Origin of the sequence: Pseudomonas sp. RIT409 (assembly GCF_003052515.2) — a bacterium.
In the GTDB taxonomy this organism is placed as follows: Bacteria; Pseudomonadota; Gammaproteobacteria; order Pseudomonadales; family Pseudomonadaceae; genus Aquipseudomonas.
In genome coordinates this window covers 126,657-143,801 of record NZ_QARE02000009.1, presented here as the reverse complement: position 1 = coordinate 143,801, position 17,145 = coordinate 126,657, and the positions used below count along the sequence as shown (strand labels likewise).

The 17,145-nt window shown below is 59.9% G+C and carries 15 protein-coding genes; 10 read left to right on the top strand and 5 right to left on the bottom strand.

The window, feature by feature from the left end; all coding sequences use genetic code 11:
- Positions 1-22: 22 nt before the first annotated feature.
- Positions 23-1,207: a 2-methylaconitate cis-trans isomerase PrpF gene (prpF, locus tag DBP26_RS13665; protein ID WP_108238035.1), complete on the top strand. Its 1,185-nt coding sequence runs from the start codon at positions 23-25 to the stop codon at positions 1,205-1,207.
- A gap of 114 nt (positions 1,208-1,321) precedes the next feature.
- On the opposite strand, the gene DBP26_RS13660 is transcribed toward prpF, so the two are convergent.
- Positions 1,322-2,140, bottom strand: a complete 819-nt coding sequence (locus DBP26_RS13660) for a pyruvate, water dikinase regulatory protein (protein ID WP_108238036.1) — start codon at positions 2,138-2,140, stop codon at positions 1,322-1,324.
- A gap of 191 nt (positions 2,141-2,331) precedes the next feature.
- On the opposite strand from DBP26_RS13660, the gene ppsA reads away from it, so the two are divergent.
- The 8 genes from ppsA (at position 2,332) to DBP26_RS13620 (ending at position 10,616) form a co-directional block, all read left to right on the top strand.
- The gene (gene ppsA / locus DBP26_RS13655; RefSeq protein ID WP_108238037.1) at positions 2,332-4,707 is read left to right on the top strand and encodes a phosphoenolpyruvate synthase; all 2,376 of its coding nucleotides are present in this window, start codon (positions 2,332-2,334) and stop codon (positions 4,705-4,707) included.
- 173 nt (positions 4,708-4,880) lie between these two features.
- A complete protein-coding gene (locus DBP26_RS13650; RefSeq protein ID WP_108238038.1) occupies positions 4,881-5,873 on the top strand; it encodes an alpha/beta fold hydrolase in 993 nt (330 codons plus the stop codon).
- A gap of 220 nt (positions 5,874-6,093) precedes the next feature.
- Positions 6,094-6,582 carry a ribonuclease E activity regulator RraA gene (rraA, locus tag DBP26_RS13645; protein ID WP_108238039.1) on the top strand — a complete coding sequence of 163 codons (489 nt, stop codon included), beginning with the start codon at positions 6,094-6,096 and terminating at the stop codon, positions 6,580-6,582.
- A 37-nt stretch (positions 6,583-6,619) separates the two neighbouring features.
- Entirely contained in the window at positions 6,620-7,615 is a 996-nt protein-coding gene (locus DBP26_RS13640) for a zinc transporter ZntB (RefSeq protein ID WP_108238040.1), read from the top strand.
- Positions 7,616-7,703: 88 nt separating this feature from the next.
- Positions 7,704-7,967: a CrfX protein gene (locus DBP26_RS13635; RefSeq protein ID WP_108238041.1), complete on the top strand. Its 264-nt coding sequence runs from the start codon at positions 7,704-7,706 to the stop codon at positions 7,965-7,967.
- 2 nt (positions 7,968-7,969) lie between these two features.
- On the top strand, positions 7,970-8,794 hold the full coding sequence (locus DBP26_RS13630; RefSeq protein ID WP_108238042.1) for a mechanosensitive ion channel domain-containing protein: 825 nt from the start codon (positions 7,970-7,972) through the stop codon (positions 8,792-8,794).
- Between the two features lie 89 nt (positions 8,795-8,883).
- Positions 8,884-9,474, top strand: coding sequence for an RNA polymerase sigma factor SigX (sigX, locus tag DBP26_RS13625; RefSeq protein ID WP_108238043.1), 591 nt, complete (start codon positions 8,884-8,886; stop codon positions 9,472-9,474).
- 107 nt (positions 9,475-9,581) lie between these two features.
- The gene (locus DBP26_RS13620) at positions 9,582-10,616 is read left to right on the top strand and encodes an OmpA family protein (protein ID WP_108238044.1); all 1,035 of its coding nucleotides are present in this window, start codon (positions 9,582-9,584) and stop codon (positions 10,614-10,616) included.
- 149 nt (positions 10,617-10,765) lie between these two features.
- On the opposite strand, the gene DBP26_RS13615 is transcribed toward DBP26_RS13620, so the two are convergent.
- The 4 genes from DBP26_RS13615 to DBP26_RS13600 all read right to left on the bottom strand — a co-directional run bounded on the left by DBP26_RS13615 (position 10,766) and on the right by DBP26_RS13600 (position 15,730).
- Complete coding sequence (locus DBP26_RS13615; RefSeq protein WP_256601453.1) at positions 10,766-12,457, bottom strand: bifunctional protein-serine/threonine kinase/phosphatase; 1,692 nt, start codon at positions 12,455-12,457, stop codon at positions 10,766-10,768.
- A gap of 19 nt (positions 12,458-12,476) precedes the next feature.
- Positions 12,477-13,688, bottom strand: a complete 1,212-nt coding sequence (locus tag DBP26_RS13610; protein WP_108238152.1) for a nitrate/nitrite transporter — start codon at positions 13,686-13,688, stop codon at positions 12,477-12,479.
- Positions 13,689-13,936: 248 nt separating this feature from the next.
- A complete protein-coding gene (locus tag DBP26_RS13605; RefSeq protein WP_108238045.1) occupies positions 13,937-14,512 on the bottom strand; it encodes an ANTAR domain-containing response regulator in 576 nt (191 codons plus the stop codon).
- A gap of 9 nt (positions 14,513-14,521) precedes the next feature.
- Entirely contained in the window at positions 14,522-15,730 is a 1,209-nt protein-coding gene (locus DBP26_RS13600; RefSeq protein WP_108238154.1) for a CmpA/NrtA family ABC transporter substrate-binding protein, read from the bottom strand.
- Between the two features lie 265 nt (positions 15,731-15,995).
- Between DBP26_RS13600 and DBP26_RS13595 the strand changes: the two genes are divergently transcribed.
- Positions 15,996-17,018, top strand: a complete 1,023-nt coding sequence (locus tag DBP26_RS13595) for a quinone-dependent dihydroorotate dehydrogenase (RefSeq protein ID WP_108238046.1) — start codon at positions 15,996-15,998, stop codon at positions 17,016-17,018.
- Positions 17,019-17,145: the final 127 nt, after the last annotated feature.

The window sequence follows — 17,145 nt, the reverse complement described above, 5'->3', positions numbered from 1 at the left end:
GAATGAAGAAGGAAACGATTCCATGGCTCACACAGCCCAGATCAAGATCCCTGCCACTTATATGCGCGGCGGGACCAGCAAAGGGGTGTTTTTTCGACTTGAGGATCTGCCCGAAACCGCTCAAGTACCGGGCCCGGCACGCGATGCCCTGCTGTTGCGGGTGATCGGCAGCCCCGATCCCTATGCCAAGCAGATCGATGGCATGGGGGGCGCCACGTCCAGCACCAGCAAGGCGGTGATTCTGTCTAAAAGCATCAAGCCCGAGCACGATGTCGATTACCTGTTCGGTCAGGTGTCGATCGACGCGCCGTTCGTGGATTGGAGCGGCAACTGTGGCAACTTGTCGGCTGCCGTCGGACCCTTCGCCATCAGCAATGGGCTGGTCGATGCGGCGCGGATTCCTCACAACGGTGTGGCTGTGGTGCGGATCTGGCAAGCCAACATTGGCAAGACCATCATCGCCCATGTGCCGATCACCGATGGCCAGGTTCAGGAAACCGGCGATTTCGAGCTCGATGGGGTGACCTTTCCCGCCGCCGAGGTGCAACTGGCGTTCATGGATCCGGCGGCAGAGGAAGAGGGCACGGGCGGTGCGATGTTTCCGACGGGCAATCGGGTGGACGACCTGGAGGTGCCCGGCGTCGGGACACTCAAGGCCACCCTGATCAACGCGGGTATCCCGACGATCTTCGTCAACGCCAGTGACATTGGCTACACGGGCACCGAGCTGCAGGACGCGATCAATGGCGACCCGCAGGCGTTGAGCCGACTCGAGACCATCAGGGCGCATGGTGCCGTGCGCATGGGCTTGATCGCCAGCGTGGAGGACGCTGCAAAGCGCCAGCACACGCCCAAGGTCGCTTTTGTCGCAAAACCCAGTGACTACCTGTCTTCAAGCGGCAAGCGCGTATCGGCGAACGACACCGATCTGCTTGTGCGGGCGATGTCCATGGGCAAGCTGCACCACGCGATGATGGGCACCGCCGCCGTGGCGATCGGCACGGCCGCAGCGATTCCCGGAACCTTGGTGAACCTGGCGGCCGGCGGCGGCGAACGCACGGCTGTGCGCTTCGGGCATCCTTCGGGAACGCTGCGCGTGGGCGCCGAGGCGGTGGAGGTCGGAGGTGAATGGAAAGTGAAGAAGGCCATCATGAGCCGCAGCGCGCGGGTATTGATGGAGGGGTGGGTGCGCGTGCCGGGTGACTGACCGCACATGCCATCGTCGTAGGCGTGCGCGTGCCCGCGATTGCGATCTGTCTGCCGAATCCGTGCTGAATGAGACGACGCCATCGCGGGCAAGCGCGCCTGCGGTTACGCAGTGCTATTTGAATCTGCGTTCTACCCCTTTTTCCACCAGCACTTTCGCCGAGATTTCCTCGACCGAAAAGTGCGTGGAGTTGATGTGCGGAATGTTCTCGCGGCGGAACAGGTTTTCCACTTCGCGCACTTCGAATTCACACTGCGCAAAGCTGGAATAGCGGCTGTTGGGCTTGCGCTCATGACGAATCGCCGTCAGGCGGTCCGGGTCGATGGTCAGCCCGAACAGCTTGGCGCGATGCTGTTTGAGCGCGGCGGGCAACTGCAGGCGCTCCATGTCGTCTTCGGTAAGCGGATAGTTCGCGGCGCGTATGCCGAATTGCATGGCCATGTATAGACAGGTAGGCGTCTTCCCACAGCGCGATACACCCACCAGAATGATGTCCGCTTTGTCGTAATAGTGCGTACGGGCCCCGTCGTCATTGTCCAGCGCGAAGTTCACCGCCTCGATCCGCTCCATGTAATTGGAGTTGTGACCGATGGAGTGGGATTTGCCCACCGAGTACGACGAGTGTGAACTAAGCTCCTGTTCGAGCGGGGCGAGGAAGGTCGAAAAGATGTCGATCATGAAGCCATCGGAGGTCGCCAGGATTTCCCGAATGTCCTGATTGACGATGGTGTCGAAGATGATCGGCCGAACTTCGTCTTTCTCGGCGGCCTTGTTGATCTGCGCCACCATGGCCCGGGCTTTCTCGACGCTGTCGATGTAGGGCCGCGTGAACTTGTTGAATGTAATGTTTTCAAACTGCGCGAGCAGGCTCTGGCCAAGGGTTTCGGCAGTGATGCCGGTGCCGTCGGAGATAAAGAAAGCGGATCGTTTCATTTGCGCCCTGGGCCTTAAGCTGATGACGATTCTTGGATATCATAGGCGCGCTTGCGGGCCATGATTGGCCGCATTCTAACGAGTTTTACGCGTCAGGCTTCAAGATCCGAACCCCGTGCGCAGAATCCGTTCCCTGTCATTGCAGCGCCAAAGCTTTTCCCAACAACAAATCGGTTAGTGGAGAGATCACCTTGGTAGAGTACGTAGTTTCCCTCGATAAGCTCGGCAAACAAGATGTTGAGCATGTGGGGGGCAAGAACGCATCCCTCGGCGAGATGATCAGCAACCTGGCGGGCGCAGGCGTATCCGTCCCCGGTGGCTTCGCCACTACAGCTCAGGCCTATCGTGATTTTCTTGAGCAGAGTGGTCTGAACGATCAGATTCACAAGGCACTCGATGCACTGGATGTCGACGACGTCAACGCACTGGCCAAGACCGGCGCGCAGATCCGTCAGTGGATCATGGAGGCCGAATTCCCCGAGCGGCTCAACAGCGAAATCCGCACCGCATTCGCCGAACTCTCGGCGGGCAATCCGGACATCGCCGTCGCCGTGCGCTCTTCCGCCACCGCAGAAGACTTGCCTGACGCGTCCTTCGCCGGTCAGCAGGAAACCTTCCTCAACATTCGCGGCGTCGACAACGTGATCCGTGCGGCGAAAGAAGTCTTCGCCTCGCTGTTCAACGACCGCGCGATTTCCTATCGCGTTCACCAGGGGTTCGATCACAAGCTGGTCGCCCTGTCCGCTGGCGTCCAGCGCATGGTGCGCTCGGAAACCGGCACCGCGGGCGTGATGTTCACGCTGGACACCGAATCCGGTTTCCGCGACGTGGTGTTCATCACCGGAGCCTATGGTCTGGGCGAAACCGTCGTTCAGGGCGCGGTCAACCCGGATGAATTCTACGTGCACAAAAGCACGCTCGAGGCGGGTCGCCCGGCGATCCTGCGGCGTAATCTGGGCAGCAAGGCCATCAAGATGATTTATGGCGACGAGGCCAAGGCAGGGCGATCGGTCAAGACCGTCGATGTCGACGCCGCCGATCGCGCCCGTTTCTGCCTCAGCGACGAAGAGGTCAGCAACCTGGCGCGCCAAGCGATGATCATCGAGAAGCACTACCAGTGCCCGATGGACATCGAATGGGCCAAGGACGGTGACGACGGCAAGCTCTACATCGTTCAGGCGCGCCCCGAAACCGTGAAGAGCCGCAGCTCGGGCAACGTCATGGAACGCTACCTTCTGAAAGAGAAGGGCACCGTTCTGGCCGAAGGCCGTGCCATTGGCCAGCGCATCGGCGCGGGCAAGGTGCGCGTCATCAAGGACGTCTCGGAAATGGACAAGGTCCAGGCGGGCGACGTGCTGGTCTCCGACATGACCGACCCGGATTGGGAACCGGTGATGAAACGCGCCAGCGCTATCGTCACCAACCGCGGCGGGCGTACCTGCCATGCGGCGATCATCGCCCGCGAACTGGGCATCCCGGCGGTCGTCGGTTGCGGCAACGCCACCGAATTGCTCAAGGATGGCCAGGGTGTCACCGTGTCCTGTGCCGAAGGCGACACCGGTTACATCTTCGAGGGCGAGCTGGGCTTCGACGTCAAACAGAACTCCGTCGACGCCATGCCGGAGTTGCCGTTCAAGATCATGATGAACGTCGGCAACCCCGACCGCGCCTTCGATTTCGCCCAGTTGCCCAACGCGGGTATTGGTCTGGCGCGTCTGGAGTTCATCATCAACCGCATGATCGGCGTGCACCCCAAGGCGCTGCTGAACTACCCGAATCTGCCTTTGGACATCAAGGAAAGCGTCGATAAACGTATTGCCGGTTACGGCGATCCGGTCGGTTTCTACGTCGAAAAGCTGGTCGAGGGCATCAGCACGCTCGCCGCAGCTTTCTACCCGAAGAAGGTCATCGTGCGTCTGTCGGACTTCAAGTCCAACGAGTACGCCAACCTGATCGGCGGCAAGCTGTACGAGCCGGAGGAAGAAAACCCGATGCTGGGCTTCCGCGGGGCTTCGCGCTACATCAGCGAAAACTTCCGCGACTGCTTCGAGTTGGAGTGCCGTGCGCTCAAGCGTGTACGCAACGAGATGGGCCTGACCAACGTCGAAATCATGGTGCCGTTCGTGCGCACGCTGGGTGAGGCGAGCCAGGTGGTCGATTTGCTGGCGGAAAACGGGCTGGCTCGTGGTCAGAACGGCCTGCGCGTCATCATGATGTGCGAGCTGCCGTCCAACGCCTTGCTGGCGGACGAGTTCCTGGAGTTCTTCGACGGATTCTCCATTGGCTCGAACGACCTGACTCAACTGACGCTGGGCCTGGACCGTGACTCCGGCATCATCGCGCACCTGTTCGACGAGCGTAATCCGGCGGTCAAAAAACTGCTGTCCAATGCCATCCAGGCCTGTAACAAGGCGGGCAAATACATTGGCATCTGTGGCCAGGGGCCATCGGACCATCCGGATCTGGCGCGCTGGTTGATGGAACAGGGGATCGAGAGCGTTTCCCTGAACCCCGACTCGGTGTTGGAAACCTGGTTCTTCCTGTCCGAGCAGGATGCTCCAAAGTGATGTAAAGCGAGTAAGATGCGGGCCCGTTCCCCGGGCCTGTCTTCTGGAACAGGGCGGTCTTGATGATCCGCCCTTTTTTATGCGACCTGCTCAGACATTTATTAAGGCGCCACGGCGTTCCCGGACTCGCTTCTCGGGGCGCTGGTCATTCTTGAATCAAGCAAAAACGATCTATGCAAAGCAGCAGCAACCTTTTTCCCGTGGCCTTGATCAGTGCCGAGCGGCGTGGCGATCTGGTCGAGGACGTCTACCGTCTCAAACCCGGCAACAGCCTGGATTTCACCGTCGAGCTGGCTGTGACCCGTCTGGGGCGGGCGGCGGCTCCCGACGTACGCGGCGTGCCCGTGATCCTGCTGCACGGCAGTTTCTCCAATCGGCGCTTCTGGTATTCCCCGAAAGGCATCGGCCTGGGCGCTTATCTGGCGCGCGCCGGGTTCGACGTGTGGATTCCCGAAATGCGTGGCCACGGATTATCCGCCCGAAACGAGGCTTACCGGACTAATCGCGTTGCCGATTATGCGCAGTATGACCTTCCCGCGATCGCCGACTTCGTCGTCGAGCAGACCGGGCAGGTGCCGCATTGGATCGGCCATTCGCTGGGCGGCACGACCCTGGCCGCTGCGCTCGGCGGTCATTACCTGGGAGCCAGGCAGGCTGCGTCGGTGGCACTGTTCGGTAGTCAGGTGACCCGCACCTACTGGCCCTTGAAAGTGCCCGGACTGGCCTGGAGTGCCCGCGTGCTGCTCAAGCGCTTCGAGCATGTATCCGGCCCGCGTCTCAAACGGGGCCCCGAGGACGAGCCGATGGGCATCCTGGTGGAAAGCCTGCGCTGGCATGGGCCGTTCGGCCGTTTCGGGGACAAAAAGGACGATTGGTGGTCCGGCCTGCGCCATGTCAACGTGCCCACCCTGTGCGTCGCCGCCGTGGGGGATACGCAGGACCCGCCCTGGGCGTGCCACGAATTGTTCGAGCAGATCGGTGGCGAAACCAAGGCGTTTCTGCTGCTGGGGCGCGAGCAAGGTTTCACCGAGGATTTCGGGCACGTACAGATGCTCGTCAGCAAGGCAGCTCAGGTGCAGGTCTGGCCCAGGGTCGAGGATTGGTTGAACCGCCAGCTTCAACCCGTTGCGGCTGAATCAACGCTGAACATGTTGGCAACTTCCTGAGTTTGGCCGGTGCGAGGCATTCCTATGCAGGGGGTAGAGGGCTAAGCTAGCGCTGGTCGAATGGCGGGCCGCCTTCCATGGCACTGAATACTCGTCGGTCAGGTTTTTGTTCTATATAAGGAAGCAATGTGATGCGCCGCGCGGTCAGACGTGCGACCCATCCGAGCCCGCCAAAAGGCGGATTCCTCTCGAGCGACAGCCTCACTGACAGGAGTTGACCATGCATTACATCACGCCGGATCTGTGCGACGCCTACCCTGACCTGGTTCAGGTGGTCGAACCGATGTTCAGCAATTTCGGTGGTCGTGATTCGTTCGGGGGGCAGATCGTGACCCTGAAATGTTTCGAGGACAACTCACTGGTTCGCGAACAGGCGGAACAGAACGGCAAGGGCAAAGTGCTTGTCGTCGATGGCGGCGGTTCGCTGCGGCGCGCGCTGCTGGGGGACATGCTGGCTGAGAAGGCCGCTCGAAACGGCTGGGAAGGCATGGTCATCTACGGTTGCGTGCGGGATGTCGACGTTCTGGCGCAAACCGACCTTGGGGTGCAAGCCCTGGCCAGCCACCCGCTCAAGACCGACAAGCGCGGATTGGGTGATTTGAATGTGATCGTGAGTTTTGGCGGCGTGACGTTCCGCCCGGGTGAGTACGTGTATGCCGACAACAACGGCATCATCGTCTCGCCAAGTCCATTGGAAATGCCTCAGTAAATGGCGTTTCCGCCGTATGGGACTGCAAGGAAAGTAAATGGTCGATGATTCGAACGCCCAGTGGGGCCTGGTGCATGCGCTGGTGTTGAATGGGAAGGGTGGGGCGCGCTCCATCGCGCGCACCGACCTGGATACGTTGCAGTTGGAGGCCCATGAGAGCCTTTGGCTGCACTGGGACCGCAGCCATCCGCAAACCCAGACATGGTTGCGCAAGTCCAGCGGGCTGACGGAGTTTGTCTGTGACCTGATGCTGGAAGAGAACACCCGGCCGCGGCTGTTGCCCTTGCCGGATAACCAGTTGCTTCTGTTCCTGCGCGGGGTCAACCTCAACCCGGGCGCCGAACCGGAAGACATGGTATCGGTGCGGATTTTTGCGGCAGCCCAGCGAGTGATCTCCTTGCGCCTGCGTTCGTTGCGGGCCACAGACGAATTGATTGCTCTGCTCACCGAAGGAAAGGGGCCGAAAACGTCGTCCGAGTTGCTGGTGTACCTCGCTCAGTTACTGACGGACAAGGTACAGGCGGTGGTCAGTGAGTTGACCGATCTGGCCGATGATATGGAAGAACGGATAGACGCCGACGAACGGTACATGCCCGAACACGGCAACATGGTGCATATCCGCAGACGGGCGGCAGGCATGCGGCGCTTCCTCGCGCCACAGCGAGACATCTACGCTCAACTGACACGTAGCAAGATGCCGTGGTTCGTCGAGGACGACGCCGACTACTGGAACGAGTTGAACAACAGCCTGACCCGTTATCTGGAAGAGCTGGAGCTGACGCGCGAGCGGGTAGGGTTGGTCCTCGAGGCTGAAGACAGGCGCCTCAACGAACGCATGAACCGAACCATGTACCGGTTCGGCATCGTCACCGGGATTTTTCTGCCGATGAGCTTCCTTACCGGATTGCTGGGGATCAACGTGGGCGGGATCCCGGGAGCGGACAATAGCCATGGTTTCATGCTGGCGTGCGCGCTGATGATTGTGGTGGCGGTGGGGCAGATCTGGCTGTTCAAACGCCTGCGGTGGATGTGACCGGTAGAAAAAGTGTCATTTTGTGCGTTACGGCGTGTGACTTGTTTGCGAAGGGCTGCGTCTTCCAGTGACATCACGTGAGGTGCCCATGCACGATCCGTTTGAAGAATCACTGCGAGACATGCTCAATTCGTCGTCCTCCAGCCGGGATGACGATGCGGTGCTGGGCCGCGTGCTCAAGACAGCCAACCGGCAAGTCGGCGCTGGCGATTTGTTCGGCCTGTTGGGGCGTTGCATCCAGGGGCTGATGATCGCGGTCAACAACGGCTCAGCTCACGTTTCACCCGTTTCCCGTCGCAAGGCGACGATTGCCGGCACCGACCTGTTCGGCGCTCAAGACAAGGCTGATTGAATATGGAATTGGATCTCTGGACGCAGAGTCTGGTTACCGCAATGACTGCGTTGTGGACCAAAGTTGCAAACTTCATCCCGAATCTCTTCGGGGCGTTGGTGGTGGTGCTGTTGGGTTTCGTGGTCGCCAAGCTGCTCGATACCCTGCTGTCCAAGCTGTTGGCGAAGTTGGGCCTGGACCGTCTGATGGGCGGGACGGGGCTCACCAAACTGATCAGTCGTGCAGGCGTCCAGGTGCCGATTTCGACGCTGATCGGAAAGATCGTGTATTGGTTTGTGCTATTGATTTTTCTGGTGTCGGCGGCAGAATCCCTCGGCCTTGAGCGGGTCTCGGCGACACTTGACATGCTGGCTCTGTACCTGCCGAAGGTCTTTGGAGCGGCGCTAGTGTTGCTGGTGGGCGTATTGCTGGCGCAGGTGGTCAACGGTGTGGTGCGTGGCGCGGCCGAAGGCGTCGGGCTGGATTATTCGGCAGGTCTGGGGCGCGTGGCGCAGTGGCTGGTCATTATCATCAGCATTTCGGTCGCCATCAGCCAGTTGGAAGTCAAGACCGACCTGCTGAACCATGTGATTGTCATCGGCTTGATTACCGTTGGTCTGGCGGTTGCGCTGGCGATGGGGCTTGGCAGCCGTGACATCGCGAGCCAGATTTTGGCAGGTATTTATGTACGGGAGTTGTACGAAGTAGGGCAACAGGTGCGAGTTGGAGAGGTTGAAGGGCAGATCGAGGAGATCGGCACGGTGAAGACCACGCTGCTCACCGACGAGGGTGAGCTGGTGAGTCTGTCGAACCGGATTCTGCTCGAACAGCGCGTGAGCAGCCGCTGAACCGGCAAATCTGATAATGTATGCCGCCGCAAAATTCGGGTGACCCCTGAGCGCGGTGGATATTGAACTGACTGTCGGCACACTCTGTTTTGAACAAACCCCAATCGCACTCACTGCGTTACGACCCCCGCGAGCTCTCCGATGAGGAGTTGGTGGCGCGCTCGCACGCCGAGTTGTTCCATGTGACTCGGGCCTACGAGGAGCTGATGCGTCGCTACCAGCGGACACTTTTTAATGTCTGCGCGCGATATTTAGGGAACGATCGCGATGCTGACGATGTCTGTCAGGAGGTGATGCTTAAGGTGTTGTATGGCTTGAAGAATTTCGAGGGAAAATCGAAATTCAAGACCTGGCTCTACAGCATCACCTATAACGAATGCATCACGCAGTATCGAAAGGAGCGGCGAAAGCGTCGGTTGATGGATGCTTTGAGTCTCGACCCCCTCGAGGAGGCGTCCGAAGAGAAGTCGCCAAAACCGGAAGAAAAGGGCGGGCTCGATCGCTGGTTGGTTCATGTGAACCCGATCGACAGGGAGATTCTGGTGCTTCGATTTGTCGCGGAACTGGAATTTCAGGAGATCGCAGACATAATGCACATGGGCTTGAGTGCCACGAAAATGCGCTACAAGCGGGCACTCGATAAATTACGTGAGAAATTTGCAGGCATTACCGAAACTTAACTCGGAGCAAATATCTCTAACGGGCAGGCAAGTTCTGATAGACTTGCCGATGAGTTGCCCCCCGATTAGGGGGGCTGCTTTACAATCACCAGATGGGGATTTAACGGATGAAACTGAAAAACACCTTGGGCTTGGCCATTGGTACTATTGTTGCCGCAACTTCGTTCGGCGCTCTGGCACAAGGCCAAGGCGCAGTCGAAATCGAAGGCTTCGCCAAGAAAGAACAGTTCGACAGCGCTCGTAATTTCAAAAATAACGGCAACCTGTTCGGCGGTTCTGTTGGCTACTTCCTGACTGACGACGTTGAATTGCGTCTGGGCTACGACGAAGTGCACAACGTTCGCAGCGACGACGGTCGTAACATCAAGGGCGCTAACACCGCTCTGGACGCTCTGTACCACTTCAACAACCCAGGCGACATGCTGCGTCCTTACGTTTCGGCTGGTTTCTCCGATCAGAGCATCGGTCAGAACGGCTCCGGCGGTCGTAACCGCTCCACCTTCGCCAACATCGGCGGCGGTGCCAAGCTGTACTTCACTGACAACTTCTACGCCCGTGCTGGCGTTGAAGCTCAGTACAACATCGACCAAGGTGACACCGAGTGGGCACCTAGCGTCGGTATCGGTGTGAACTTCGGTGGCGGTTCGAAGAAAGTCGAACCTGCTCCAGCTCCAGTGGCTGAAGTCTGCTCCGACAGCGACAACGACGGCGTTTGCGACAACGTCGACAAGTGCCCTGACACCCCAGCCAACGTCACTGTTGACGCCAACGGCTGCCCGGCTGTTGCCGAAGTTGTCCGTGTTGAGCTGGACGTGAAATTTGACTTCGACAAGTCCGTTGTCAAGCCAAGCAGCTACGGTGATATCAAAAACCTGGCTGACTTCATGAAGCAATACCCACAAACCACCACCACTGTTGAAGGTCACACTGACTCCGTCGGTCCTGACGCTTACAACCAAAAACTGTCCGAGCGTCGTGCAAACGCCGTTAAACAGGTTCTGGTTAACCAGTACGGTGTTGGCGCTAACCGCGTGAACTCGGTTGGCTACGGTGAAACCCGCCCAGTTGCCGACAACGCCACTGAAGCTGGCCGCGCCGTTAACCGTCGCGTAGAAGCACAAGTCGAAGCTCAAGCTAAGTAATTAGCCTTGCTTTGCGAAAAACCCGGCCTCGGCCGGGTTTTTCTTTTTGGGCCCTATAGCGAGTTGACGTTGAGCGCCATCTCTGGCGCGATCTCAACGTTCTTGCATCAATTTTCATTACCCCATGTCCTGGGCGTGTTCGGTGCTGCTCAGTGTTTCAAGAGCCAGATCCACAGAATCCCGTTCAGCACCATTGAACACAGTGCAAGGGTTCGCCATGCTCTGAGCGGGTCGCGCTCCAGCAAGGGCGTGCGTCGCGTTCGCAACGTGGCCAGTTCACCCTGCTGTAAGTGCAATATCCATTCTTCTGCCGTTTCGAAGCGCTTGCGGGGATCGGCTTCCAGCGCCCGTTGCAGGTGCAGATCCAGCCACTCCGGGACCTCGGGACGATAACGGGTGACCGGTATGGGGCGGCTGTATCGGCGGTGCTGAAAGGCTTCGATCTCCCCATACGGATAGTGGCCACTGAGCAGGATATACAGGGTCACGCTCGCGGCATAAAGGTCCAGCGCCGGAGAAGGGGCTGCACCCACGAAGGCCTCCGGTGCGATGAAGCTTGGCGTGCCGGGGATGTCACCGGGTGTGTCGCTGGAAAGCCCCGGGCAGAACGCCAAGCCGAAATCCAGTACCTTCAGTTCACCCTGATGATCGATGAGCAGGTTTTCAGGTTTGATATCCCTGTGCACGATGTTGCGCCTGTGCAGCAGGCCTACGGCGCCAATCAGCTCGCGCGCCAGGCTAAGCCACCGACTCATCACCATCGGGCCATCCTGCGTGAAGGTTTCCGCCAATGTCTGGCCCGTGCACTCCCGCATGACGTAATACAGATGCTGACGATCCGGCGCAGGGTGGATCTCGGGAAAGAAGCGTCCGGCAACGCGTCGCATGAACCACTCTTCCAGTAACAGCGATGAATCCGCCCCAGGTTCATCGCGACGTGCTTCGGGCAGCGTCTTCAGTAGCCATGCCTGACCTTGGGCGTCCCGCACGCGATACAGCAGCGACTGGCGTGAACCCGCATGCCGCTTTTCTATCTGCCAGCCTTCAAAATGCTGCCCGGGGGTCAGGGGAGCAGGCAGCTGCCACTGTTGCAAATGAGCCAGCGTGTCGCCCAGCGCGTCGGAGCCCAATTGCAAAACCTCGACGAGCACGGCCGTAGCGTTGTCCCGGCTGCCCGCCAAGTGTGCAGCCTTGACCAGGGTCCGCACTGCACTGTCCAGATCGTCCTGTTCGGCGAGAATGGATCGAATCCGCTCATCACCCAGGGTCGTCCAGACACCATCACTGACCAACAGCAGCCGCTCGCCTTGGCTGAGCTCCCCGTCCAGATAATCCATCACCACATGCTGGTCCAGCCCCAGCGCGCGCTTGAGGACATGCTGCATGTCCGGCTGTTCCCAGACATGATCCTCCGTGATGCGCTGCATCTTTCCTGAATGCCAGCGATACACGCGGCAGTCTCCAACATGGGCGAGGGTGAAGCGGCGTCCGCGCAGGACCACCACACTGAGCGTGGTCAGGAGCCCATTGGCCAGCAACCACCGATTCTGAGCCGACAGCAGGCGATCCAACGCGTCTGCGATGCTCCAGGTCTCGGGGGTGCCATAGTAGTCGAGTGCAAGTGCCTGCAGGGTGGCCCGTGACGCGAGTCCACCATCTGCGCATTGGCTGACGCCATCGGCCAGGGCGAATAGGAAGCCTTTGCTCGCTGCCAATGTGGCAGCAGGCGTCACCAGGCGCGTGGCGTCCTGATTGTCCTGTCTGGGCCCGCTGGCGCTGTGTTCCGCGAAGCGCAGTTGCAACTGGGGTGCAGAGAGAGCAGGTGGCAGCGGGCGGTTCACTGGGCAGTCTCCTCCTGCGTCAGACGCGCGCTGCGGTGACTGCTGTCGAACCCCAAGTGGTCCTCCAGCGGCGTTTGACGTTCATCAGTCCGAACCAGGCCAGGACGCCGAGCAGGGCGAACAACCACAGGCCCAACTGATAGTCGCCTGTGTGCTGCTTGATGGCGCCCAGACCCGCTGCCAGCAAGAAACCGCCAATCCCTCCTGCCATCCCGATGAGGCCCGTCATGACGCCTATTTCCTTGCGAAACCGCTGAGGCACCAGTTGGAACACGGCACCGTTACCCGCACCGAGCCCAAGCATGGCAGCCACGAAAAATGCCAGCGCGGCCCAAGCGCTGGGAAGATTGAAGCCGACGGCTGCAATGCAGATGGCAGCGACCGCGTACATGCCTGACAGCGTCCGGATGCCTCCGAACCGATCCGCCAATGCGCCGCCTAGCGGCCGCATCAGGCTTCCGCCGAAAACGCACGCTGCAGTGTAATAACCCGCAGTGACTGGACTGAGGCCGTATTGATCGCTGAAATAGCCGGGCAACGCGCTGGCCAGCCCGATGAACCCGCCGAACGTCACGCTGTAAAAAAACATGAACCACCAACTGTCTCGGTCCCCCAGTGCCTTGAAGTAGTCGCCCATGGACTTGGCTTTGGGCCGTTCCGGTGCGTTGCGGGCCATTAAAGAGAAAGCGATCAGCGTCAGTACGAGCGGCAGCACGGCAAATCCGAAGACGTTGCTCCATCCGAAGGCTGCGGCAAGGACGGGTGCGATCAGGGCGGCGAAGACGGTTCCCGAGTTGCCGGCCCCCGCGATGCCCATCGCCTTGCCTTGATGTTGTGGGGGATACCACTGCGATGCCAGGGGCAAAGCCACTGCGAAAGAGGCGCCCGCCATGCCCAGGAATACGCCCAGCAGCAAGGCCTGTTCGTAGCTGTGGATGCCCAGTTGCCAGGCGCAGAGGAGGGCGCAGATGACAATGACCTGACCGATGATACCGGCGGTCTTGGGGGAAAGCTGATCCGCCAGCATACCCATCAGGAAGCGTAGAAACGCCCCGGCGAGGATGGGCGTTGCGACCATCAGCCCGCGTTGCTGAGTGGTCAGGTGCAAGTCGGTGGCAATCTGGACGGCCAAGGGGCCCAGGAGATACCAGACCATGAAGCTCAGGTCAAAATAGAGAAATGCCGCGAACAGCGTGGGCTTGTGGCCGGCCTTCCAGAAACTTGTAGTCATGTCACACCTCATCTGCAGGAAATCGTTGTGGTGGTCAATTGCACCGCCACGGGTCAGGTCTTGCAGGTGGAGCAGCCGACGGCGCTCCACCCGGTTCTTTTGTCGAGACCAGAACGAAAAAGACGTCGCCACCGATTCGCGCAGGGCGAAAGGGTGAGCGACGTCTTTGTCGTGAGTGGGGGCAACCGCCGTTGGCTACCTGTGTGTTCTTTAAAGCAAAGTGTGGACCAAAGGCGCGTAACGGGGCATCAGCCCAACAATTCGTTCATGGCAATGATCTGTTCCGCGACTTGAACAAGCTTCTGCTGTCGGCTCATGGCTTGCCTGCGCATCAAGGTGTAGGCCTCTTCCTCGTTGCAGTTTTTCATTTTCATCAGCAAGCCTTTGGCCGTCTCGATGCGTTTGCGCTCAGCCAATTGCTGGTCGCGCGCCTGCAACTGGGCGCGCAGATCCTGGTCGCTCTCGAAGCGGGCCATGGCCACGTCGAGAATCGGTTGCAAGCGTTGCGCGTGAATGCCTTCGACGATGTACGCGCTAACCCCCGACTTGATGGCCTGGCGCATCACACCAGGGTCGTGTTCATCGGTGAACATCACGATAGGCCGGGGCAGATCGCGGGTGACCAGCACCACTTGCTCCATCACATCGCGGCCGGGAGATTCGGTGTCGATCAGGATGACATCGGGTCGCACCGCTTGAACGCGTTTCGGCAAATCGATGATCAGACCGGACTCGTCGATGACGTCAAAACCCGCCTCGACCAGTGCGGCTCTCAGGCGGCCGACTTTTTTCGGCGTATCGTTGATCAGCAGGATGCGCAACATATCCCGCCCTCAATGTTCGTTGGCGTCAGGCGCGGCACCGGCCAGCGCGTGAAGTGTGAAGCTGCGGGCATAACCTGCCGGATCGCGGCCGTCCCAAACCTTGCCATCGATCAACTGGCTGCTGCGCAGGGGCGAAGAGGGCACTTCTATGCTCAGGGCGCTGGCGGCTTGACGATACAGGTCCAACTGCTGGACCTGGCGGGCAACTGTCAGATAATCCGGGTCTTCGCGCAGCAACCCCCATCGGCGGAATTGCGTCATGAACCACATCCCGTCAGACAGATATGGCATGTTCACCTCGCCATTGCGGTGAAAGCTGACCGCGTGGTGATCCTGCCATTCATGACCGAGCCCGTCACTGTAGTGGCCGAGCAATCGTGCTTCGATATCCTCGACCGGCGCGTTCACGTAGTCGACGCCGCTGAGCATTTGCGCAGCACTGCGGCGGTTGTCCAGGCTGCCCTCGATGAAGCGACTGGCCTCCAGCACTGCCATGACCAGGGCTCGTGCGGTGTTGGGGTACTGCTCGACAAACGCCAGGCTGCAGCCCAGCACCTTTTCCGGGTGGTCGGGCCAAATGGTCTGGCTGGTGGCAAGCGTAAAACCGAGCCGCTGGTTGACGGCGCTCGCCCCCCAGGGTTCGCCCACGCAGAACCCATCGATTCGCCCGGCCTTGAGATGCTCGACCATCTTGGGTGGCGGCACCACGACGCTCTCGACATCCTCGAGCGGGTGAATGCCTTGGCTGGCCAGCCAATAATACAGCCACATCGCGTGATTGCCGGTGGGCAGGGTCTGGGCGAAGGTCAGTTTTGTCCCGCTTTGGTGCGTATGGCGGTCCAGTGCTTCAGGAGTGATCACACCTGCCTGCTGCAGCGCCGTGGACAGGTTGATGCTCTGGCCATTCTGGTTCAACCCCATGAGCACTGCCATGTCCTGGGCCGCCAGGCCAATGCCCAGTTGCGCTGCGTAGACCAGGCCATACAGGCTATGGGCGGCATGCAGTTCGCCATTGACCAGGTTATCGCGCAGGCTGCTCCAGGACGTCTGGCGCCGTAGTTGGATGTTGAGGCCGTATGGCTGGGAAAAACCCTGAGTGGCGGCGACGATCAGTGATGCGCAGTCAGTCAACGGCATAAAGCCTACGTCGATGCTGTTCAATTCCGGCGCGTCGCTGCCGTTGACCCAGGCCAATGCCGTAGGGAGGCTGTCATTCATGTGCTCGGTTCCGCGTGAAAGCGCGTTGGGGGCCATCGACCTTCCAAAAAAAAAACGCCGCGCCCTCCGGGCTTTCGTCCAGAAGGTCGCGACGCCATTGTCAAATGCAGCCCGCCGTTGGACTGCACGTTTGACGCTATCCGAAGCAAGCCATATGCCAGCGAGTTCTCCAAGACGGCAAACTTAACGACATGCCTCGCGCTTGACCCTCGCGCACGTCTATAATCCGCGGCTGACTTCAGCCTCTCACGAGCCATGCCTGCCCATGTACAACCTGGCCCGCCAGTTACTGTTCAAACTCTCCCCTGAAACCTCTCACGATCTGTCCATCGATTTGATCGGCGCAGGGGGTCGGTTGGGTCTCAATAGCGTGTTCACCAAGGCACCCATGCGCCTGCCGGTGACTGTGATGGGCTTGCAGTTCCCCAATCCGGTGGGGCTGGCAGCCGGCCTGGACAAGAATGGCGCGGCCATCGATGGTTTCGCCCAACTGGGTTTCGGTTTCGTCGAGATCGGCACCGTGACGCCACGCCCTCAGCCAGGCAACCCGAAACCTAGGATCTTCCGCCTGCCTCATGCGGAGGGGATCATCAACCGCATGGGGTTCAATAACCTGGGTGTCGATCATCTGGTCAGCCGCGTGCAGGCGGCCCGTTACAACGGCGTGCTGGGCATCAATATCGGTAAGAATTTTGACACCCCGGTGGAGCGCGCCGTCGACGACTACCTGATCTGTCTGGACAAGGTCTATGCCCACGCCAGCTACGTCACGGTCAACGTCAGTTCGCCCAACACGCCGGGTCTGCGCAGCCTGCAGTTCGGCGACTCGCTCAAGCAACTGCTCGAAGCGCTGCGTGTGCGCCAGGAAGCCTTGACGCAGACCCATGGCAAACGCGTGCCGCTGGCGATCAAGATCGCCCCGGACATGAGCGACGAAGAGACTGTGCTCGTTGCCCATGCGTTGCTCGAATCGGGAATGGACGCCGTCATCGCCACCAACACCACCCTGAGCCGTGAAGGCGTCGAGAGTCTGCCACACGCCGACGAAGCGGGCGGGTTGTCGGGCGCGCCGGTGCGCGAGAAGAGCACCCACATCGTCAAGGTGCTGGCCGCGGAGTTGGGCGGCAAACTGCCGATCATCGCCGCCGGCGGGATCACCCAAGGTCGCCATGCTGCGGAAAAGATCGCGGCTGGCGCGAGCCTGGTGCAGGTGTATTCGGGCTTCATCTACAAGGGCCCGGCGCTGATTCGTGAATCGGTGGATGCGATCGCGGCGATGGGCCGTTGAGGTTCAAACGAAAAGAGGGGTCCCCATAGGGACCCCTCCTGGGCGTTGGCCCGCCGTCCGGATGGGACGTGCATGGTGCAGGTGTGAAGCGAATCTGATTGTCGAATCTCTTTAAGAAACCTTAATT